General features: G+C 73.7%; 16 protein-coding genes and 1 tRNA gene. 10 read left to right on the forward strand and 7 right to left on the reverse strand.

Annotation, left to right across the window (positions count from 1 at the left end; translation table 11 throughout):
- Nucleotides 1-74: 74 nt before the first annotated feature.
- From ABD330_RS13950 to ABD330_RS13975, 6 genes are all read left to right on the forward strand, one after another.
- On the forward strand, nt 75-1,781 hold the full coding sequence (locus ABD330_RS13950; RefSeq protein WP_344464622.1) for a sensor histidine kinase: 1,707 nt from the start codon (nt 75-77) through the stop codon (nt 1,779-1,781).
- Nucleotides 1,778-2,491 (forward strand): response regulator, encoded by a 714-nt coding sequence (locus ABD330_RS13955; RefSeq protein WP_344464624.1) that lies wholly within the window; start codon nt 1,778-1,780, stop codon nt 2,489-2,491. The genes ABD330_RS13950 and ABD330_RS13955 overlap by 4 nt, the downstream gene beginning before the upstream one ends.
- Nucleotides 2,492-2,680: 189 nt before the next feature.
- Nucleotides 2,681-3,475 (forward strand): ABC transporter ATP-binding protein, encoded by a 795-nt coding sequence (locus tag ABD330_RS13960; RefSeq protein WP_344464626.1) that lies wholly within the window; start codon nt 2,681-2,683, stop codon nt 3,473-3,475.
- An 85-nt stretch (nt 3,476-3,560) separates the two neighbouring features.
- Entirely contained in the window at nt 3,561-6,128 is a 2,568-nt protein-coding gene (locus tag ABD330_RS13965; RefSeq protein WP_344464628.1) for an ABC transporter permease, read from the forward strand.
- A 95-nt stretch (nt 6,129-6,223) separates the two neighbouring features.
- Complete coding sequence (locus tag ABD330_RS13970; protein ID WP_344464630.1) at nt 6,224-6,832, forward strand: RNA polymerase sigma factor; 609 nt, start codon at nt 6,224-6,226, stop codon at nt 6,830-6,832.
- Nucleotides 6,829-7,458: a type 1 periplasmic-binding domain-containing protein gene (locus ABD330_RS13975; RefSeq protein ID WP_344464632.1), complete on the forward strand. Its 630-nt coding sequence runs from the start codon at nt 6,829-6,831 to the stop codon at nt 7,456-7,458. Before ABD330_RS13970 ends, ABD330_RS13975 begins: the two co-directional genes overlap by 4 nt.
- A 110-nt stretch (nt 7,459-7,568) precedes the next feature.
- Here ABD330_RS13975 and ABD330_RS13980 read toward each other — a convergent pair whose 3' ends face one another.
- Complete coding sequence (locus ABD330_RS13980) at nt 7,569-8,588, reverse strand: helix-turn-helix domain-containing protein (RefSeq protein WP_344464634.1); 1,020 nt, start codon at nt 8,586-8,588, stop codon at nt 7,569-7,571.
- 134 nt (nt 8,589-8,722) lie between these two features.
- On the opposite strand from ABD330_RS13980, the gene ABD330_RS13985 reads away from it, so the two are divergent.
- Nucleotides 8,723-9,199 carry a rhodanese-like domain-containing protein gene (locus ABD330_RS13985; protein WP_344464636.1) on the forward strand — a complete coding sequence of 159 codons (477 nt, stop codon included), beginning with the start codon at nt 8,723-8,725 and terminating at the stop codon, nt 9,197-9,199.
- A gap of 315 nt (nt 9,200-9,514) precedes the next feature.
- Here the strand turns inward: ABD330_RS13985 and ABD330_RS13990 are convergent, their stop codons facing one another.
- Together ABD330_RS13990 and ABD330_RS13995 are read right to left on the reverse strand one after the other, a co-directional pair.
- Nucleotides 9,515-11,008, reverse strand: coding sequence for an aminopeptidase P family protein (locus ABD330_RS13990; protein WP_344464638.1), 1,494 nt, complete (start codon nt 11,006-11,008; stop codon nt 9,515-9,517).
- A 156-nt stretch (nt 11,009-11,164) separates the two neighbouring features.
- On the reverse strand, nt 11,165-12,682 hold the full coding sequence (locus tag ABD330_RS13995) for a PP2C family protein-serine/threonine phosphatase (RefSeq protein WP_344464640.1): 1,518 nt from the start codon (nt 12,680-12,682) through the stop codon (nt 11,165-11,167).
- Nucleotides 12,683-13,233: 551 nt separating this feature from the next.
- Between ABD330_RS13995 and ABD330_RS14000 the strand changes: the two genes are divergently transcribed.
- Entirely contained in the window at nt 13,234-13,959 is a 726-nt protein-coding gene (locus ABD330_RS14000) for a bifunctional DNA primase/polymerase (RefSeq protein ID WP_425555525.1), read from the forward strand.
- Between the two features lie 312 nt (nt 13,960-14,271).
- On the opposite strand, the gene ABD330_RS14005 is transcribed toward ABD330_RS14000, so the two are convergent.
- The 4 genes from ABD330_RS14005 to ABD330_RS14020 all read right to left on the reverse strand — a co-directional run bounded on the left by ABD330_RS14005 (nt 14,272) and on the right by ABD330_RS14020 (nt 18,776).
- Complete coding sequence (locus ABD330_RS14005) at nt 14,272-15,273, reverse strand: DUF5926 family protein (protein WP_344464642.1); 1,002 nt, start codon at nt 15,271-15,273, stop codon at nt 14,272-14,274.
- Between the two features lie 264 nt (nt 15,274-15,537).
- The gene (locus ABD330_RS14010) at nt 15,538-16,065 is read right to left on the reverse strand and encodes an ATP-binding protein (RefSeq protein WP_344464644.1); all 528 of its coding nucleotides are present in this window, start codon (nt 16,063-16,065) and stop codon (nt 15,538-15,540) included.
- A gap of 329 nt (nt 16,066-16,394) precedes the next feature.
- A complete protein-coding gene (locus tag ABD330_RS14015) occupies nt 16,395-17,159 on the reverse strand; it encodes a glycerophosphodiester phosphodiesterase (RefSeq protein WP_344464784.1) in 765 nt (254 codons plus the stop codon).
- Nucleotides 17,160-17,396: 237 nt separating this feature from the next.
- Nucleotides 17,397-18,776, reverse strand: a complete 1,380-nt coding sequence (locus ABD330_RS14020; RefSeq protein ID WP_344464646.1) for a purine-cytosine permease family protein — start codon at nt 18,774-18,776, stop codon at nt 17,397-17,399.
- 351 nt (nt 18,777-19,127) lie between these two features.
- Here ABD330_RS14020 and ABD330_RS14025 point away from each other — a divergent pair, with 351 nt between their 5' ends.
- Complete coding sequence (locus ABD330_RS14025; protein ID WP_344464648.1) at nt 19,128-20,738, forward strand: S1C family serine protease; 1,611 nt, start codon at nt 19,128-19,130, stop codon at nt 20,736-20,738.
- A 69-nt stretch (nt 20,739-20,807) separates the two neighbouring features.
- Nucleotides 20,808-20,895, forward strand: a tRNA-Ser gene (locus ABD330_RS14030).
- Nucleotides 20,896-20,942 lie beyond the last annotated feature (47 nt).

The following is a 20,942-nucleotide window of genomic DNA, read 5'->3' on the forward strand; positions in this document are numbered from 1 at the left end:
CCGGCTTTCGACAGAGCGGCACCTCATCCCCAGGTCGCATGCCCGCCCGCTCCGCCGCCCCGGACAATTGGCCGATGGCCCGCACCTCCCGAAATCCGTTCACGGCCCCCGGCGAACCGGGCCCGGGGCTGTGGCGCGCGCTCGCGGAAGTGGCCGGCGGCGCGGTGCTGGTGCTCCTCACCCAGCAGATCGTGCGGGGCGCCGGTCCGTCCGGCGGGGTCCAGCTCCTCCTCGGTCTGCTCGCCCTCGCCCTGCTCGCCGTCCGCCGTCGCCTCCCCACGACGAGCCTGCTGGGCGTCTCCGTCGTCGTGGGCCTGCTGCCCGCCGCCGGGCTGCCGGCCGCCGTGACCGCGTACACCACGGCCCGGCACCTGACGGTGCCCCGGCGCCGGAGCACCGTGCTGCTCGCCTCGGCCGTCCTGGCGACGCTGGGCTGCGCCGTCTTCGCACCGGTCATCGGGTTCGGCGGCCACCCCTTCGGGCTCGCCCTCGGCGCCGCACTCGCCGCCACCACGCTGGTGGTGCCGGGACTGCTCGGCAGCTCGGGCGGGCAGGAGGACCGGCTGCTGCGGGCGCTGCGGGACCGGGCCGCCGCCGCGGAGGCGGCCCGCCGGCTCACCGACAGCGAGTCCCGGATGCACGAGCGGTCCCGGATCGCCGCCGAGATGCACGACCTGGTCGGCCACCGGCTCAGCCTGGTCTCGCTGCACACGGGCGGCCTGGAGCTGGCCCTGCAGCAGGAGTCGCCCGAACTGCGCGACGAGGCGGCCCTGGTGCGCCGGGCCGCCGGGGACGCGATGCGGGAGCTGCGCGAGGTGCTCGGTGTCCTGGGCCCGCTGGGGCGGGACACCGGTACGGACGCCCTGACCGACACGACGGGCACCCGGGCCGACATCGAGGCGCTGGCCCGGGAGTCGCGCAGCGGCGGCATTCCCGTCGAGCTCGGCTGGCAGGGCCCCGACCTGGACGACCGCGCGCCCCAGGTGCGGCGTGCGGTGCACCGGGTGGTGCGCGAGGCGCTGACCAACGTGCACCGGTACGCGGCCGGAGCCGCCGTCACCGTCGCGGTCACGCACACCGACGACCGGGTCGAGGTGCTCGTCCGCAACGGGCGTCCGCCGGTGGCCCCGGAGGCGGCGACCGGCCTGGGCTCGGGGCGCGGCCTGGTCGGGCTGCGGGAGCGGGTGGCCCTGCTCGGCGGCACCCTGGAGGCCGGCCCGGCGCCGGACGGGGGCTTCGCGCTGACCGCGCGGATCCCGGCCCGGCCGCACCCGGCGGCGAACCTCGCCACCGCCGGCGCCGCGCCGCCCGGACAGCCCGCCGACTCCTGCCCGGAGCAGTCACCCGACCGGTTCCAGCGCCGTGCCGTGCGCGCCCTCAGCGGGTTCCTCGGCCTCGCGGGCGTGGGCGTGCTGATGATGTGCGGCCTCTTCCTGGTCGTCCGGACCTTCCCGGAACCCGACCAGCGCGGTCAGCAGCGTCAGCACCAGCAGCCCAGGATCGGGATGTCCCGCGCGGAGGTGGAGCAGGCCGTGTACGGGGACAGCACACCGGCGCGGGCGGCGGCGACGGGCCGCGAGCCGGCCCACCCGGCGGCCGTGACCAGCTGCATGTACTCGACGTACTCGGCCGAGGACTCCACGGCCCCGGCCGAGTCCGCCGTGCGGGGCCCCGACCGCCTCGCGATCACCCGTTACTGCTTCCGTGGCGAGACCCTGGCCACGATCGACCACTTCACCGTTCCGATGGTGTCGCAGACGCCGCCCTGGGAGTCACCGTGACCGAACCCCCCGCCCCCGGCAGCCGCCCGGTCCGGGTCCTGCTCGCCGACGACGAGGAACTGATCCGGCACGGGGTCCGGCTGATCCTGCGCCATGCCGAGGGCATCGAGGTGGTCGGCGAGGCGGCGAACGGCGAGGAGGCCGTGCGGATCGCCGGCGAGACCCGTCCGGACGTCGCGCTGATCGACATCCGGATGCCCGTGCTCGACGGGCTGGCCGCGATCGAGCGGCTGCTCGCACTCGACCCCCGGCCGCAGGTCGTCATGCTCACCACCTTCGGCGACGAGCAGAACGTGACGCGCGCCCTGCGGTCCGGCGCCACCGGCTTCCTGCTCAAGGACGACGGCCCGCAGGAGCTGATCAGCGCCGTCCGGGCGGCCGCCGCGGGCGACGCCGTCCTCTCGCCCGGAGTCACCCGCACCGTCATCGCGCAGATGCTCGACGGCGGTGCCGGTACGCCGGGCCCCGGAGGCGGGTCGCCGTCGGCGGCCGGCGCCGACCCCGGCGGGCGGCTCGCGGCGCTCACCGCCCGGGAGCGCGACGTCCTCGTGCTGCTGGGCCGGGGCCTCGCCAACGCGGAGATCGCCCGCCGGCTGGGCATCGGCGTGGGCACGGTGAAGACCCACGTCAGCGCCGTCCTGGTGAAGACGGGCACGGACAGCCGCGTCCAGGCGGCACTCCTGGCGTACCGGGCCGGGCTGCTCTCCTGAGCAGCGGGCCGGCCCCCGGTCTCTGCCGTCGGACAGAGCCGCCCGTCCGCCCAGCGGGCTACCCGCGGCCTCCGGGCCGACCATCGGCAGAGGCCTCGGTCACGCCCTGAGGCCTACGGATCGGGCAGGACGGCGCGTCGAGGATGAGAGGCAGTCGCACCACCTCCTCCTCGTACTTCTGGAGCTGACATGTCAGTGCAGGCAGCCGATCCCGCGCCCGCCCACTCCGGCCGCTCCGCGACGGATTCCGCCGCCGCCCGGGCCACCGGGCTGAGCAAGGTCTACGGCCAGGGGGAGACCCGGGTCGTCGCCCTGGACTCGGTCTCGGTGGAGTTCGGACGCGGCCGGTTCACCGCGATCATGGGCCCGTCCGGCTCCGGCAAGTCGACACTGATGCACTGCATGGCGGGCCTCGACTCGGTCTCCGCCGGCTCCGCACGGATCGGCGACACCGAGCTGTCCGGTCTGAGCGACCGGCAGCTCACCCGGCTGCGCCGGGACAGCGTCGGTTTCGTCTTCCAGGCGTTCAACCTGCTCCCCACACTGACGGCGCTGGAGAACATCACCCTGCCGATGGCCATCGCCGGCCGCAGGCCGGACCAGCGCTGGCTGGACTCGGTCGTGGCGACCGTCGGCCTCTCCGGACGGCTCGGCCACCGCCCCGCCCAGCTGTCCGGCGGCCAGCAGCAGCGGGTCGCGGTGGCCCGCGCCCTCGCGTCCCGGCCGGAGATCGTCTTCGCGGACGAGCCGACCGGCAACCTGGACTCCCGGTCCGGCGCCGAGATCCTCGGCTTCCTGCGGCACTCCGTACGGGAGTCGGGCCAGACCGTCGTCATGGTCACCCACGACCCGGCGGCCGCTGCCCACGCCGACCGGGTGGTCTTCCTCGCCGACGGCCGGCTCACCGACGAGCTGCTCGCACCGACCGCCGAGGGCGTCCTGGACCGGATGAGGCAGTTCGACACCAGGGCCCGTACGAGCTGACCCGGCCGCCCGAGCCCCGTCCGGACTTCCGCTGCCCGCACCAGAGTTGGGACCGCCAGCCATGCCGTCACCCATGCCTTCACCCATGCTGCGCACAGCCCTGCGCAACGTCCTCGCGCACCGAGCCCGACTGGTCATGACCGCCCTCGCGATCACGCTCGGCGTCGCCTTCGTCTCCGGCACCCTCGTCTTCGGCGACACCGTCACCCAGGCCCTGCGCGGCGCCTCCGCCAGGAACTTCGCGGACGTCGCCGTCTCCGTCCAGGCCCGGGTCAGGTGGGACACCGACGGCACGGCGAACGGCGGCCGGTCCACGACGCTCACCGCCGAGCTCGCCGACAGGGTCCGTACGGTGCCCGGCGTCACGTCCGTGCGCCCCACCGTCAACGGCACCGCCACGTTGGCCGCCAAGGACGGCCGGCCGCTGAACGCCGACGACAGCTGGCAGAACCTGGCGACCAACTACGCACCCGACCCCCGGCAGGGCGGCCGGGACAGCCGCTACCCCGTCAGCGCCGGACGCGGCCCCACGGCCGACTCGGAGATGGCCCTGGACCGCCGTACCGCCGAGAAGGCCGGCTACGCCCTCGGTGACTCCGTCCGGTTCGCCACCACCGGCCCCACGCTCACCAAGAAGCTGGTCGGCACCGTCGACAGCGACGACCCGCGAGTCACCGCGGGCGGCAGCCTCGCCCTTTTCGACACCGGCACCGCGCAGCAACTCTTCCTCCGCGCAGGACAGTTCAACGAGCTGCTGGTCGCCTCCGCACCCGGCACCGACAACCAGGAACTCACCGACAGGATCCGCGCGTCGCTGCCCGCCGACGGCCTCACGGTCACCGGCGGAGCCCAACTCGCGCGCGAGCAGGCGCAGCGGATCGCCGAGAGCACCAAGCAGCTCACCCGGATGCTGCTGGCCTTCGCCGGGATCGCGCTGTTCGTCGGCGTGTTCGTCATCGCCAACACCTTCAGCATGCTGATCGCCCAGCGACGCCGTGAGACCGCGCTGCTGCGCGCCGTCGGGGCCCTGCGCGGCCAGGTCGTCCGCGCGGTCCTCGCCGAGGCCGGGCTGCTCGGACTCGGCGCCGCCGCGGCCGGCATCGCGCTCGGGACGGGCGTCGCGGCCGCCATGAGGCCACTCCTCGACGCGGCCGGCGCGGGCCTGCCGGACGGCCCCCTGGTCGTCTCCACGGGCGTGTTCGGCTGGTCCCTCGTGGTCGGCGTCGGCGTCACCGTGCTCGCCGCCTGGCTGCCGGCCCGCAGGGCCGCGAGGGTCGCACCGGTGGAGGCGCTGACCACCGTCGACCAGGCCCCGCCCAAGCGCGGCCTGCTGCTCCGCACCATCCTCGGCGGGCTGCTCACCGGCCTTGGTGTCCTCACCGTGCTGTACGTCTCCACCCAGCGCAGCGGCGGCGACGGCAACCTCGAAACCGCCGGACTCGGCTCGGTGCTCACGTTGACCGGCATGATCGTGATCGCCCCGCTGCTGTCCCGGCCGGTGGTCCGGCTCGCCGGGGCGGTCGCCACCCGGCTGTTCGGCGTCAGCGGCAGGCTCGCCGAGGAGAACACGCTGCGCAACCCGCGCCGCACCGCCGCCACCGCCTCCGCCCTGATGATCGGACTCACCCTCGTCACGGGCCTGACCGTGACCGGCAGTTCGACGGACAGCGCGCTCGAAGCGGCGGCGGTGCGCGGCCTGACCGCGGACTACAAGGTCTCCAACGCCACCGGCGGCGGCATCGACGCCGCACTCGCCGCGAAGGTCGCCGAGGTGCCGGGCGTCGCGGAGGCGGTGCCCGTCGCCGAATCGAGCCTGGCGGCCCGGGGCCAGGGCGGCACGCTCACCGGCGCGGACCCGCAGCGGCTCGCGAAAGTCTTCGACCTGGAGTTCAGCAGCGGCTCGCTCGCCGACGTCGGCCCCGGCAGGGTCGCGCTCTCCGCCCAACTGGCCAGGGCCACCGGCCTGTCGAAGGGCGACACCTTCCAGGGCACGCTGGGCTTCCGCGACGACAGGCGGCTGACCGTCGTCGGCGTCTACCGGCCGAACCCCAACCTCGGCGACGCCCTGGGCACCCTGGACGACGTCCTTCCGTACGCGCGCGGGACGCTCGACGGCATCCTGGTGAAGGCCGCGTCCGGCCGGGCCACGAGCGGCCTCGAACAGGGCGTCCGGGCGGCCCTCGGCAACAGCCCGCTCCTCCAGGTGCGGGACCGGGAGCAGCTGACGAAGGCGCAGTCCGGCGAGGACGGCGCGATGCTCGACATGATGTACGGCCTGCTCGGCATGACGGTGCTCATCGGAGTGCTCGGCGTCGTCAACACCATGGCCATGTCGGTCTTCGAGCGGACCCGTGAGATCGGGCTGCTGCGCGCGATCGGCCTCGACGGCAGGGGCGTCCGGCGGATGGTGCGTCTGGAGTCGGTGGTGATCTCGCTGTTCGGCGCCGTCCTGGGCATCGGCACGGGGATCTTCCTGGCCTGGGGCTGCGGCAGCCTCAGCAGGGCCTCGCTCCCCGGGTACGAACTCGTGCTGCCCTGGGCGCGGCTGGCCCTGTTCCTGCTGCTCGGCCTGGTGGCCGGCGGCCTGGCGGCGCTCTGGCCGGCCCGGCGGGCGGCCCGCCTGGACGTACTGCGGGCGATCGCCGCGCAGTAGCGCGACGCCGGCCTCGCAACGCCGCGTGTAACGCTTCGGAGCGCCGGAACCAAGTAGAGGTGTAAGGCAGTGCTCGTCGTCCCAAGGAGTCGTCCGTGCCAGCGGAGCACCCGATAGCACCACCCTCGCGGGACCCGGCGGAATTCGCCGAGTTCTACCGGCAGCAGTTCGACACCGTGCTCGGATTCGTCACCCGGCGCACCGACAGCGTCCACCTGGCAGCCGATCTGACGGCCGACATCTTCCTGACGGCGCTGGAGCAGGCCGACAGCTACGACGCCCGCCGCGGCGCGCCCGTCGCCTGGCTGTACGGCATCTCCCGCAACGTCCTGGCCGCGCACTTCCGCGGCAACGTCCGCGAGCTCAACGCGGTCGCCAGGATCGCCGGCCGGCGGATGCTGGACGACCAGGACGTGACCGCGATCGAGGGCCGCATCGACGCGGCCCGTGCGGCCCGCGGGCTGGCCGCCCGGCACGCCGCCCTGTCCGAGCCGCTGCGCGCGGTGCTGGACCTGGTGGCCGTCGACGGGCTGGCCGTCCGTGAGGCCGCCAAGGCGCTGGGCATCAGCTCGGCCACCGCCCGGGTGCGGTTGCACCGGGCCCGCAAGGCGCTGCGGGAGGCCGTCCCGCAGGCCGGCACCACCAGCACCACCAACACCACCACCACCACTTCCGTGAACACTCTCCTGGAGGCCGCCTCGTGACCACGCCCCTGCACTTCCAGCAGCAGCTCGGCGCCGACCTCGCCGCCCGTGCCGCGGACCTCCCCGCCGCGGGCACCCCGGTCCGGATCCGGCCGCGCCACACCCGCAGGCTGGTGGCGACCGGCTTCGGGCTGGCCGCCGCGGTCACCGCGGTCGCCCTGATACCGCACGCCGGTACGGCCCCCGCGCCGCAGAACGGCCCCGCCGTCGCCCAGGCGGGCGGTGGCGGCTCGGCCGCGGTGCAGCTCAGCACCGTCTCCTACACGGTGACCCCCAACAAGGACGGCACCGTCTCCTTCCAGCTGATGGGCGCCGACTGGTCCGGGCTGCAGAGCGCCCTGCGCTCGGTGGGTGTGCCCGCGCTGGTCATGACGCCCTCGGCCGACTGCCACGCCAAGGTGGCCGACAGCAGCAAGGGGCTGGAGTCGGTGATGCAGCTGGACCCCACGAACGGCCGCATCGCGATCCTGCACCCCGCCGCCATCCCGCACGGTGAGAGCCTGCTGCTGCTCGACACCGCGCCCAAGGGCGCGTCGGAAACCGTCGCCAACCTGGAGGTCTCGCTGACCAAGGAGACTCCCGGCTGCTACCCGCTCTCCCAGACCAACGTGGTCGGCGTGGGCTGAACCACCCGGTCGGCCCGGCCCGGCTCCGCCACGCCGACGGGTCGCGCCCGCCCGGGCGTGAGCGGGCCGGGCCGGGCGCCGTTCCGTGGCCGGTGTCCGCCGAGGCCGTCTCAGGCCACGCTGTGACCGAAGGTCCGCCGGTAGGCCGTCGGAGACGTCCGCATGGCCCGGCCGAAGTGGTGCCGGAAGGTGGCGGCGCTCTCGAAGCCGACGGCGGCGGCGATCTCCTCCACCGTCCCGTCGGGGGACTCCAGCAGCGGCAGGCTGGCGGCGATCCGCTGGGTGATGACCCACCGCATCGGGCTGGTGCCGTTGCGGGCGGTGAAGTGACGCAGGTACGACCGGTCGGACATCCGGGCCGCCCGGGCGAGCACCGCCACGGTGAGGGGTTCGGCCAGGTGGTCCAGGGCCCACTGCATGCTGCGGGCCACGCCGTCGTCGTCCTCGTCGACCGGGGCGACGGCGGCCTCGATGAACTGGGCCTGGCCGCCGGCCCGGTGCGGCGGCACCACGAAGCGGCGGGCGACGGTGTTGGCGACCTTCGCGCCGTGGTCGCTGCGGATGAGGTGCAGGCAGAGGTCGATCCCGGCCGCGCTGCCCGCGCTGGTCAGGACGTCCCCGTCGTCGACGTACAGTACGTCCGGGTTGACCTGTACCGCCGGATAGCGCTGCTGGAGCAGATCGGCGTAGCGCCAGTGAGTGGTGGCCTCCCGGCCGTCCAGCAGTCCGGCGGCGGCGAGTGCGAAGGCGCCCGAGCAGATCGAGACGATCCGGGCCCCGCGCTCGTGCGCCGTCCGCAGTGCGGCGGTCAGGCCGGGGGAGACCTCGCCGCTGAAGGTGTTGGGCACGGCGACCACGATCACCGTGTCGGCGGCGGCCAGTTCGTCCAGCCCGTGGTGGGCCGTCACCGAGAAGCCGCCGACGGCCCGCAGCGGCACACCGGGCCGGTCCGCGCAGACCTTCAGGCCGTACCAGGGCGCCGCCAGCAGACCGGTCAGCTCGGGCCTGGCCAGGGCGAACACCTCGACCACCACGCCGAGTTCGAACGGCGCCATGCCGTCGAAGGCGTACACCGCGACGGTGTGCACCGGCTCGGGCGGTGGCCCGATCGTCACTGCCACCGGGCCCATCGCGCTCTCCTGTCCTCGGCTGCCCCTGCTCTGCTGGCGGGATCTTGGCGAGTGTAGTCGTTCACGCCACTGTCGGTGGATGGTGTCCGGACCCGAAGATCATCACATCGCCGCAGATCACAGGGAGCCAGGACATGACCGCCACCGCCACCGCCGGCATCACCACCGCCACCTCGCCCGTGACCGAGATCCCGGCCGCCTCCCCCGAGCGGGCGTTCGCCTTCTTCGCCGAGCGTCTCGGCTGCCAGGCCGACCCGGCGGACGTCTGGTACGCGCTGCGCGACGGGCGGCAGGACTTCGTCATCCTCGATGTCCGCCCCGAGGGCGCCCACCGCAAGGCCCACCTGCCGGGCGCGATCAGCCTGCCGATCGCCGCGATCACCGCCGAGAGCGTCGCCGCCCTCCCGCCCGGCCTGCTCGTCGTCTACTGCTGGGGCCCGGCCTGCAACGGCTCGACCAAGGGCGCGATGAAGCTCGCCGCGCTCGGCCGCGAGGTCAAGGAGATGATCGGCGGCCTGGAGTACTGGGTCCGCGAGGGCTGGCCCACCGAGGGCCGCCGCCCGATCGACCCCGCCACCGCCACCCCGGCCGACCTCGGCCTGGTCTGCTGAGAGCCCGGTCTGCCGAGAGCCCGGTCAGCAGAGCCGGTTCACCCTCTGGTTCGGCCTGCAGACGGGCGGTGTCCAGTTCGGCAACCAGTGGAACATCGCGGTCGGTGCGAGCGATGACGACGGCTCGTCGCCGATGACCAACCTGCGGCCCTCGATGACCTTCGCGATGGTGGGTTCCACCCCGTCCGCCGGCACGACCCCGGCCAACTGACGACACGACGACGCCCCCGGCCGGCCGCTCGGCTGGGGGCGTCGTCACACCTGTGGTCAGGTCGTCATACCTGTGGTCAGGTCGTCACACCTGGGGTCAGCCGGTCAGCCCGCCAGCGAGGCCATCCAGGTTTCGACGTCCTCGGCCGTGCGGGGGAGACCGACGGAGAGGTTCTCGTTGCCGTCGGCGGTGACGAGGATGTCGTCCTCGATCCGGACGCCGATGCCCCGGTACTCCTCCGGCACGGTCAGGTCGTCCAGCTGGAAGTACAGGCCGGGCTCGACGGTCAGGCACATGCCTGGCTCCAGCAGCGCGTCCACGTAGTCCTCGCGGCGGGCCTGGGCGCAGTCGTGCACGTCCAGGCCGAGCATGTGGCCGGTGCCGTGCAGGGTCCAGCGGCGCTGGAGGCCGAGCTCCAGGACCTTCTCGACGTCGTAGACCGAGGCGTCCAGCAGGCCCCAGGCGAGCAGGTGCTCGGCGAGCACCCGCTGCGAGGCGTCGTGGAAGTCGCGGAACCGGCCGCCGGGCCTGACCGCCGCGATGCCGGCCTCCTGGGCCTGGTAGACCGCGTCGTAGATCTTGCGCTGGAGCGCGTTGAAGCGGCCGTTGATCGGCAGGGTCCGGGTCACGTCGGCGGTGTAGAGGGTGTGCGTCTCCACGCCCGCGTCCAGCAGCAGGAGTTCACCCGGGCGGACGTCGCCGTCGTTGCGGACCCAGTGCAGGGTGGTGGCGTGCGGGCCGGCCGCGCAGATCGAGCCGTAGCCGATGTCGTTGCCGTCGACCCGGGCGCGCCGCCAGAAGGTGCCCTCGATCCAGCGCTCGGAAGTGGCCACAGCCTGGCCCAACTCCCGTACCACGTCGGTGAATCCGGCGACGGTGGCGGTGCAGGCCGCGCGCAGCTGGCCGATCTCCCAGTCGTCCTTCACCAGCCGCAGGCCGCTGAGGAACACCTTGAGATCGGTGTCCTTCTCCTCGTCCAGCAGGTCGGCGAGCTCGGCCTCCAGGCCGGCGTCGTACGTGCGGACGATCCGGGTCGGCACCGCGGCGGCGGCCTTCAGCTCCTCGGCGGCCTTGCGGACGTCCCGGCAGGGCAGCCCGAGCAGCTGCTCGGCCTCGGCCAGGCTGTGCCGGCGGCCGACCCACAGCTCGCCGTTGCCGTCGAGCCAGAACTCGCCGTTCGCGCGGTTCGAGCGCGGCAGCAGGTAGAGGCTGAACTCGTGGCCGTCGGCGACGGGCTCCGCGACCAGCACCGCGTCCTCGCTCTGGTCGCCGGTGAGGTGCACGTACTCACTGGCGGCGCGGAAGGAGTACTCGGTGTCGTTGGAGCGGGTGCGCAGGTTCCCGGCCGGGACGACCAGGCGCTCGCCCGGGTACTGGGCGGAGAGCTTCGCGCGGCGGGCGGCGGCGTGCGCCGCCTGCTCGATCGGCTGCAGGCCGCGCAGCTCGGTGTCGCTCCAGCCGGACTTCATCGAGGCGGCCAGCTCGTCGGAGATGTCGCCGTACAGGCCGTTCTTCCGCCCCTTGAACAGCTGCTCGGCGTCGCCGTCCACGGCGCCCTCGGGGTTCTCTGCTGCCGCCGGGCTACGGTCCTCGGTCACGTACGTCGCCTCCTTGCGAGTGGTGCCGCCCCGGACCCGTCGGATCGCGACGCGCGTGGGCGGCCGTGCGTCCCATGGTACGGATGCCCGGCCGAACGGATGATCGGACGGCCGGGCGGACGGCGAGCGGGCGGTCGCCGGGCGGTCGGCGAGCGGCTACTCGAACCGGGCCGCGAGCAGCACCAGGTCGTCGGTGGCCGGCGACCCGGGCTTGCCGGGAGCGGCCGGGCAGAGGGCCAGCAGATGGGCGCAGAGCCGGTCCGGGGAGAGCCGCACCTCGCGCGGCGCCTCGGCGGCGGCCCGGCGCAGCGCCGCCTGCCCGGCGTGCAGGGTCGGGCCGAAGCGCCGGGCCAGGCCCTCGGTGTAGAGCAGCAGCAGGTCGCCGCGCTCGGCGCTCAGCTCGACGCCCGGCGCCTCCCAGCAGCTCAGCATGCCGAGCGGGGCGGAGAGCGAGGTCTCGACGAAGTTGGCGCCGTACCGGGTGACCAGCACCGGCGGGCAGTGCCCGGCACCGGCCAGCGTGATCCGCCGCTCGTCGGGCTCGACCCAGGCGTACACGGCCGTCGCCGACCTGGTCGGCTCGGTGGTCTTGAGCAGCAGCTCCAGATCCCCGAGGACGGAGACCGGATCCTCGCCCTCCAGCACCGCGTACGCCCGCAGCGCGGCGCGCAGCCGGCCCATCGCGGTCGCCGCGCCCGGCGCGGAGTCCGGCCCGGCGCCGGGGCCGTCCCCGGAGACGCTGCCGACGGTCAGCCCGATCGAGCCGTCCGGCAGCGCGACGGCGTCGTACCAGTCGCTGCCGACCGCGTGGTCGAGCCCGGCCGGCACCCAGCGGGCGGCCAGTGCCAGCCCGGGGACGACGGGCAGCCGGTCGGGCAGCAGGCCCCGGCGCAGCGCCTCGGCGGTCCGCCGGGCGCGGTCCGCCTCCAGCTGCCCGGCGAGCAGCTGGGCGGCGAAGTCGCAGTACAGCCGGGCCAGGTGCCGGCTGCGCTCGTCGGGTTCGGTGGGCTCGTCGTAGAACCAGACGGCTGCGCCGAGCGTGCCGTCCGCCTCGGTGCGGAGCGGCAGCGCGTAGCAGGCGCCCAGGCCCAGCTGGGCCGCCACCTCGCGGAAGCGCGGGCCGACGGCGGGGTCGTCCGCCAGGTCGGTGACCAGTACGTCCCAGTGGTCGGCGGTGCCGCCGAGCAGGCCGGTGAACGGTCCGTGCTCGGCCGGTACGGTCTCCAGCGCGCCCAGGCTGGCGCGGTCCAGGCCGAGGCCGACGGCCCGGCCGGAGCCGCGCGCGGTGGTGGTGATCAGCCCCCGGCGGGCCCCGAGCAGGGTCGCACCGGACCGGAGCACCGTGTCCAGGGCCTGGGCCGGCCCACGGGCGGCGGCCAGCCGTTCGGTGTGCTCGTGCAGGCTGGTGAAATCGGACAGCCATCCGGCCAAACGGTCCTGCAACCCCACACCGGGCTCCGCGCCGAGCGCCAGGAAGGCCGGATCGGCGGACGCCCGCCCGCCGGGCCCGGTCGTCGGCACCCGGGCGCCGCCCGCCTTCCGGCCGGTGTCCGCCTGCGCCGGTCCGCCCGCCGGCGCGAGCCCGGACGCCTGCGGTACGCCGCAGACCTGTGGCACTCCCGGAGCCTGCTGGATCCCGGCGACCGGCAGATCGAGCGGCCTGGCGTCGGTCATGTTCTGACTCCCCACACACTGGTACGTGTCACGCAGGACTCCCAAGACCGCCCAAAACGATTTCTATCTCTCTACTTCGGCACCAATCCCCCACTTGTACACAGGCCGATCGGGGCATGTCCAGATTCGTCCCGGAGCCCGGACCGTGACGGCGGGCGCCCCCGGTGCACCTCCGAGCGCCCGGCGATCCGACGGCATCCGGCTGGCGAAGGGTCAACGAGCCGCCCGGATCGTATGCTTCAGGTGACCGCTGTCCGGCTTCGCCGGTCCACACTCACTCGTACGGTGGAACCAGCGGCTTCCGAGCGGCGTCCATCCGGTCACATGCGGGATTCTCGTTCCAGGGGCCGACCTTGAGAGCCTGGATGTGAAGCTGCGCCGGGCCCGACCCTCCCTCTGAGGGGCCCGGCCGTCTCATGTCGTGCGCACTGCTCATCGCACTGCACCTCACCTCACCGTCGTGGCGGCAGCACTCCCGTGACGCCGCACCCTCGTCGTGGTCACGGTCTGACGGTCCCGGAGTCCAACGGTCGCGGAAAGGAACGAGCGCCATGCAGCTGATGCTCTCCCAACGGACGTGGTCGCGCCGGAGTCGGCGCGGCCGGAGCCGGTCGTGGCGCGGACTGCTGCGCAGGGCCTGGCTGCGCCTGCCCGGCTGCCGCCGCCGGGCCAGGGCCGCGCTGCTCGGCGCCGCGCTGGCGGCGGCGGGCCGGGGCTGGCCGGTGGTGCCGGGCACCCACGGGCTGCCGGAGCTGCCGGGGGCGTGCTCCTGTGCCGACCCGTGCTGTCCGGCGCCGGGCGCGCACCCGCACGAGCCGCCGCTGCTGGCGGCCAGCACCGATGCCCGGATGGTGAGTTGGTGGTGGGAGCAGCGCAGCCCGGAGTCCTCGGTGCTGGTCGCCACGGGGCGCGCGGTCTGCGCGGTGAGCCTCCCGGCGGACGCGGGCGCCCGGGCGCTGGAGTACCTCACGCTGCACGGGGTGCCGCTGGGGCCGGTGTTGGCGACTCCCGGGCGGTACGTGCTGCTGGTCGCCCCCTACTCGCTGGCCGAGCTGGGCGAGTTGCTCGCCGAACAGCCGTGGGTACCGGGCTCGTTGCGGTACCACGGGCCGGACGGCTACCTGGTGCTGCCGCCCTCGCGGACCGGTGCGGGCGGTGTCCGCTGGGTGCGTGCGCCGATCGAGGACCGGCCGTGGCTGCCTCAGGTGGGCGGCCTGCTCAGCGTGTTGATCGCGGCGAGCGCGACGGCGCCGGACGGCAGCCGGCTGGCGTTCTGACCGGGTGTTCCGGCCGGGTGTTCCGACGGGCGTCGAGGCCGGTCGGGCCGGGTTGTCCGCGCCGGTCGGGCGGGTTGTCCGGGCCTGAATGACACAATCCCACCGCGCCGGGAGTACCACCGGATGTGCGGGGAAGCCCGGGAAAAGAAAAGATCCGGCCGCTGGCGACGGGGGATGCACCAGCGACCGGACTGTTTAAATGGTAACAAAGATCCGCGTCCGAGCCAATTTGTCCATCTGGCTTGCGACCTGGCCATTTCCCCCGAATGGCTGAAATGTGACGCGACTCACTTTCCCCTTTCGGGGGAGGTTTCAGCTGAGCGTCACCTGACGGTTCACCAGGTTGGCGCGCGCCCGGCGCTCCTCGGCGGTGAGCGGTGCCGCGTCGGCCGCGGCCAGCGCCTTCAGGGTGTCGGCCAGCCGCTCGGCGAACTCGGCGGCGGGCTTCTCGCAGTCGGTCGAGGTCATCGTGGTGGGCAGGTCCCAGACCGGCACGGTCAGGCCGTGCGCGCGGAACGAGCCGACCAGCCGGGTGTCCGGGCCGAGCGAGGACTGCTCGGCGGCGGTCAGCCGGGCCAGCGCGTCGAGCAGTTGCTCCTCCGGCACCGTCATGACCCAGCGCAGGTGGTTCTTGTCGCCGGCGGAGCACCAGTACGAGGAGTCCACGCCGGCGAGCTTCTCGGTCGGGATCGCGGACGCGTTGGCGCGCTCCAGCGAGGCGGCGACCTCACCGGTCGAGCTCTCCGCGTCCTCCAGCCAGAACTCGAAGCCGGTGTGCACGGCGGGGGTGAACCCGGCGTTCAGGTCCAGGAGTTCCTGGAGGCGGCGGCCGCCCGGGACGGTCCGGCGGGCCGGCACCGGTGTACCGGGCTCGGTGGCCAGCGCCAGTTCGAGGGCGTCCGCGAGGTCCCGGCTCAGGTCGCCGGAGGAGGACTGGGTCTGCAGCCCGAGCAGGATCGACCCGTCCGCGCGGCGCAGCGCCGGCCAGGCCAGCGGCAGCACGGTCGCCAGGGTCACCGACGGCACCTCGCCGACGGCGCCCTGCATGGCCTCGGCGGTCAGCGTCAGCGGCACGGTGGCGGCGGGGACCAGCTCGCGCAGCGCCACCCAGTCGGCCTCGCCGGGCAGTCCCTCGAACGGGCGGTGCACCAGCTCCTGCACCGCGTGGGCGGCCTCCCGGCCGTGACAGGCCTTGTACCGGCGGCCCGAGCCGCAGGGGCAGTCCTCCCGGGCGCCGACGACGGGGATGTCACCCGTGCTGACGGTGGTGGACTGGCTGCGCTGCGGCGACTTCTTGGCGGCCTTCTTGGCCATGGTGCGGCTCTCCCGGGGACGGTGACACTGTGACCGCCCGGCGGCGGGGCCCGCGTCGTCCCGCGCTCCCCGCTCCCGGCCGGTCTTACTCCCGGCAGCCTACTGAGGTTTCCCGGCCGCCGAGATTCACCGCCGCCCGGCGCCGCGCCGGAGCCCGGGCCCGGTCGGGTCCCGACCGGGGTTCCGATCACGTCATGGCCGGGCCCCGATCACGTCAACGCCGGGCTCCGATCACGTCAACGCCGGGCCGTGGGCGCGGCGCGGTCAGGCGCTCCTGGCGCCCTGGTCGGCGTGCTCCAGCCGTTCGGAGCGTTCGGAGCGTTCGGCGCGCTCCGGGCGCAGGGCCGCCCACACCGTCACCTGGCCGGGCGCGTCCCGGACGCCCCAGGCCGTCGCCAGCTTGCCCACGATGCTCAGGCCGCGCCCACCCCTGGAGGTCAGCGAGGGCCGGGCCGGCAGCGGACGGGTGACCGCGCCGCCGTCCGTCACCTCCAGCGTGAGCGACCCGTCACCGAAGAGCTGCCAGCGGACCAGCAGCCCGCCGCATTCGCGGTCGGCCTCGGGGCAGAGCGCACCGCGCCGGGCGGGGGCGTGCGCGCCCACCAGTACGGTGTCCCGTTCGTCGAGTTCGGCGAGCAGGGCCAACGGCCGGGCATACCGGCAGGAATTGCTGAGCAGTTCGGAAAGGATCAGTACGGCATCGTCGACCACCGCGTCGGGCATCTCGCGCTCACCCAGATCACGGCGCAGCTGCCGGCGCGCGACCGAGACACTGGCCGGCCCGTGCGGCACCGCCAGAGTCGACGACGCCGGCGTCGATACGGCCGACCTCGATGCAGTCGGCACATCGCGCGCAACCATCAGTGCCACCCCCGTACCTCCTTCAGCGATTGCCGAGGGATGGATGCCCCCTGGGAATGCGTCGGAAACGACCGTGGGCCGATCGCGGGCGGACAATTCGGAGCACCGCAACGCACGGTGCGCAAATGGTGATTACTTGCTCACGGACGGTTGTGAAAGTGCTCGGAATTCGACCGGCGCGGGTGCTTCACGCCCCCCGGGCCGCGCCCGCGTACGCCAATTGCCCGGGGTCGCGAAGCGTTGATCGTAGGGTTAATCGCCTATCGTCCGAGTTGCGCCAGCACCTCGCGCGGCCGATTGGTGATGATCGCCTCCACGCCCAGTTCCAGGCAGAGCTCGACATCGGCGGGCTCGTCCACCGTCCAGACGTGCACCCGGTGCCCGGCCCGGCGCAGGGCCGGCACCAGCCCCGGATCCGCCCGGACGAGGTCGATCCCCGGCCCGGCGATCCCGGCGCCGCCGGGCAGCGAGGCGATCCGCCCGCGCAGCGGCAGGCGGCGCTCCAGCAGGTACACGGTGGGGATCGCGGGCGCGTCCCGGCGCACCCGGCGCAGCGACATCTCGGAGAAGCTCATGATCCGGACGGTCGACTCGGCGGGGGTCCGCGGCAGCAGCCCGAAGCGGTCCAGCGTCCGCAGCAGCTCGGCCTCGACCCGGCCCGCCGAGCGGGTGGGGTGCTTGGTCTCGATCGCCAGCTCGACCCGCCGCCCGGCGTCGGCCACCAGCTCCAGCAACTGGGCCAGGGTGAGCACCGGCTCGGGCGTCCCGGACTTCCAGGAGCCGAAGTCCAGCGCGGACAACTGCGCCAGCGTCATCGCGGACACCGTGCCGTGCCCGTCCGAGGTGCGCTGGACCGTCCGGTCGTGCACACAGACCAGCTGCCCGTCGGCGGTCAGCCGTACGTCGCACTCCAGCGCGTCCGCCCCTTCCTCGATCGCCAGGCGGTAGGCGGCCAGGGTGTGCTCGGGCAGCGCGGCGGAGGAGCCGCGGTGCGCGACCACCCGCACGGCGGAGCGGTCGGGCACGCGCGCGTCGGGCGCCGTCGAGTCGAGGTTCCGGGTGTCCACACCGCCAAGCCTACGAGCCCGGGAATGGCCTGAAACCACCGCCACGGGGAACGCACGGTGAACAGATCCCCCCACCCCTCGGGGGCGCGGGGAACCGCGCGGCATCGGAAGGCTGTGCCCCCGTTCGGGTCGGGCTCACCCTTCAGGGGCGCGGGGAACTGCGCGAGCCCGGAAGGTGCGGCGCCGCACCCCCGTTCAGCGCCCGCGTCCCTCGTCCCCCCGGCGAGAGAGGGGCAGCAGCCCGAGGCCCCAGGTGGCCACCCCGGCGACCAGGAAGCTGAAGAGCGAGGCCGAGCTCCACGGCTGCGGGGTGAAGTGCAGCGTCGACTGGGCGCCGGTCCAGAAGTCCGTCCACCAGCCCGCGACCGCGGTCGGGGCCAGGTACTGGTAGGTGGCGAAGCCGAGCGCCCACGGCAGCAGCATCAGCGGCCGGGCGGGTGCGTCCTGGGCCAGGTTCCAGCCGCGTCGGCCGGCGCCGAGGAAGAAGTCGGCGGCCAGGACGGCGAGCAGCGGTACGAAGACCGAGCCGATCAGGCCGAGGAAGGCGTAGTACGAGGCTGTGAACTCCTGGATCTTCAGCGCGAGACCGGTGACCAGGATGCCGATCCCGCCGGTCAGGAGGCGCCGGTCGACCTTCGGGAACAGGTTGTGGACCGACATCGCGGTCGAGTACACGTTCGCGAAGGACTGGTCGGACTCCCGCAGCACCAGCACCAGCAGGAAGGCCCAGCCCGCCGCCACCCCGGCGAACGAGGAGAGGATCTTCGAGGAGTCGCCGTGCGACTGCAGCAGCGCGATCAGGCCGAGCACGTAGCACCAGACCTGGGCGACGGTGTAGCCGGAGAAGGTGCCCCAGAACGAGGCCCGCGCGCTGCGGGAGTGCCGGGTGTAGTCGGCGGCCAGCGGGACGAACGAGATCGACACCGCGATGATCGCGTCCGTCGCGGGCAGGAAGCCCTTCCAGTTACCGGCCCCCGGGTCGGGGAAGCCCTGGCGGCCCAGCTGGACGGTGAAGTAGACCATCGCCATACCGACCGCGATCGCGATGTACTTGCGCAGCACCGCGATCGAGCCCAGCGGCCAGATGGTCAGCACGGTGGTGAGCAGGCCCGCCAGCACCACGAACAGCCAGCGCCAGCCGGTGGTGCCGGCCACGGTCTGCGCGCCCTGCGCGATGATGATCAGCTCGTACACGCCCCAGCCCACGCACTGGGCGATGTTGAGCACGGTCGGGACGTAGCTGATCCGGGTGCCGAACAGTCCGCGCAGCACCGCCATCGCCGGGGCGCCGGTCCGCGCGCCGATCAGCGCGGCGACGCCGAGCATCGCGGTGCCGATCAGGGTGCCGACCACGATCGCCGTCACGGCGGCGGTGAACGAGAGCTCCGAGCCGGGGGCACCGAGCACCGTCGCGGCACTGGCGAACCCGATCAGGCTGACCCCGAGGTTGCCCCAGAGCGCGAACTGGTCGCGGAAGCCGAGGGTGCGGGGTGGGGCGGTGTCCAGCGTCAGCGGTGCTTCGAGGCGCTCCGGCGTTCTGGTGGACGGTTCGCTGAGTGCGGGGGCAGCCGTCATGGCCGATTCTCCCTACGCCGGCATTACCCGGACAGGTTCGAGCGGTCAGCGCTCCTTCGGCCGTGCGGTTTATGATCCGATCGGATGATCGGGTCCCATGCCGTACGGTCGATCCGCGCACTCTCAGCCTGGATGGTCCAAGCTCCCGCGTGTCAGTTTGGAGCGCCAGGCTAACCGCCCGGCCGGGGAACGCCAAGGCCAGGGGGCAGCCGTCCGCATCGCGGACCGGCGCCGAGGGGCGTCGGGGGGCCGTAAGGATTCTTATGAGTTCTTCAGGGGGCTCCTTACGGCAACCGAATCAGAGATGCGAAAAACTATGGCCCAAGGTCCAGTCAGTTATGGAGGTCGTCCGTGAGCACCGAGCACGCGAGTGGTTCCACCGGGTCGGAGGAGGAGCGCCCCTCCACCGGCCAGGGGGCGGTGGGTCCGGCTCCTGACGCGGTGTCGGCCGAGGCCGCGCCCGTCGTCGAGTCCGCGCCGACGCTCTCCTTCAGCAAGCCGAGCGAGGCCCAGGCCCCCCTTCCCGCCCCCGCTCCCTCGTACCTGGACGCGCCGCCGCCGGTCCTCCCGGCCGCGCCCGCCGCCCCGGCCGTACCGGCTGCTCCCGCCGCGCCGCAGCCGCCCGCCGCGCCGCTGTACGCCGACGCGCCCGCGCCGGCCTCCGCAGCAGCCGCCCCGGGCAACCCGTACGCGGCCCAGAGCGCGCCCACCGAGCCGCACCACCCGTTCGGAGCGGGCCAGCCGCTCGGCGGCTGGGGCACTCCGGGGGGCGGCGCCGGTGGTCCCGAGTTCCCGGCCGACTACTCCGGCGCTCCGGCCCGGCCGCCCCGCCAGAAGCGCGGCGGGCTGATCGCGCTGATCGCGGCGGTCGCACTGGTCGCGGGCATCGCGGGCGGGGCGATCGGTGTCGGTGTCGCCGACAACGACGGCAACTCCGGCGGCAACTCCGGCTCCAGCCACTCCAGCACCACCATCTCGGTGGGCGACAACCAGAAGGCCGTCGACCGCTCCCCGGACTCCATCGCCGGGATCGCGGCCAAGGCGCTGCCCAGCGTCGTCACCATCAAGGCGTCGGGCTCCCAGGAGTCCGGCACCGGCACGGGCTTCGTCTTCGACACCGAGGGCCACATCCTCACCAACAACCACGTGGTCGCCCCGGCGGCCAACGGCGGCAAGCTCACGGTGAAGTTCTCCGACGGCTCCTCGTACTCCGCCTCGGTGGTCGGCCGCGCCTCGGGCTACGACGTGGCCGTGATCAAGCTGGACAACCCGGCGAAGGAGAAGCTCGTCCCGCTGCCGCTGGGCGACTCCGACCACGCGGCGGTCGGCGACGCGACGGTCGCGATCGGTGCCCCGTACGGCCTGGAAGGCACCGTCACCAGCGGCATCATCAGCGCGAAGGACCGCCCGGTCGCCTCCGGCGACGGCACGGGCGCCCAGTCCTCGTACATGAACGCCCTGCAGACCGACGCCTCGATCAACCCGGGCAACTCCGGTGGTCCTCTGCTCAACGCGAGCGGCGCGGTGATCGGGATCAACTCGGCGATCCAGTCCAACAACAAGAGCAGCACCGGCCAGGCCGGCAGCATCGGCCTGGGCTTCGCCATCCCGATCAACCAGGCGAAGCGCGTCGCCCAGGACCTGATCAGCAACGGAACCCCGGTCTACGCGATCTTCGGTGTGCTGCGCAACGACGACTACACCGGCGACGGCGCGCAGATCCAGACCGGCCCCGTCCAGGGCACCGCAGCCGTCACCCCGGGCGGCCCCGCCGACCAGGCCGGCCTGAAGCCGGGCGACGTCATCACCAAGCTCGGCAACCACGCGATCGACAGCGGCCCGACCCTCGTCAGCGAGATCTGGACGTACAAGCCCGGCGACAAGGTCACCGTCGAGTACACCCGCGACGGCAAGCCCGGCACCACCACCATCACCCTCGGCGAGCGCAAGGGCGACAACTGACCCGGGCGACGCCGGCACCTAAACGGTGTGCACCGAACCCCTCCGGACCCGTTAGGCTGACCTCCGCCAGGAGAGCTGCCCGAGCGGCCTAAGGGAACAGTCTTGAAAACTGTCGTGAGGTGACCCCTCACCGTGGGTTCAAATCCCACGCTCTCCGCAGCGGAACGGCCCCTGACCGGCAACAACGGTCAGGGGCCGTCGGCT

It is taken from the genome of Kitasatospora kazusensis (assembly GCF_039529945.1).
In the GTDB taxonomy this organism is placed as follows: Bacteria; Actinomycetota; Actinomycetes; order Streptomycetales; family Streptomycetaceae; genus Kitasatospora; species Kitasatospora kazusensis.

Coding starts and splice junctions, on each gene's coding strand:
- ABD330_RS14005 (WP_344464642.1), bottom strand. CDS start 15,273: ATGGCCAAGAAGGCCGCCAAGAAGTCGCCGCAGCGCAGCCAGTCCACC.
- ABD330_RS14020 (WP_344464646.1), bottom strand. CDS start 18,776: ATGACGGCTGCCCCCGCACTCAGCGAACCGTCCACCAGAACGCCGGAG.
- ABD330_RS13995 (WP_344464640.1), bottom strand. CDS start 12,682: ATGACCGACGCCAGGCCGCTCGATCTGCCGGTCGCCGGGATCCAGCAG.
- ABD330_RS13965 (WP_344464628.1), top strand. CDS start 3,561: ATGCTGCGCACAGCCCTGCGCAACGTCCTCGCGCACCGAGCCCGACTG.
- ABD330_RS14000 (WP_425555525.1), top strand. CDS start 13,234: ATGCAGCTGATGCTCTCCCAACGGACGTGGTCGCGCCGGAGTCGGCGC.
- ABD330_RS13960 (WP_344464626.1), top strand. CDS start 2,681: ATGTCAGTGCAGGCAGCCGATCCCGCGCCCGCCCACTCCGGCCGCTCC.
- ABD330_RS13950 (WP_344464622.1), top strand. CDS start 75: ATGGCCCGCACCTCCCGAAATCCGTTCACGGCCCCCGGCGAACCGGGC.
- ABD330_RS13985 (WP_344464636.1), top strand. CDS start 8,723: ATGACCGCCACCGCCACCGCCGGCATCACCACCGCCACCTCGCCCGTG.
- ABD330_RS13980 (WP_344464634.1), bottom strand. CDS start 8,588: ATGGGCCCGGTGGCAGTGACGATCGGGCCACCGCCCGAGCCGGTGCAC.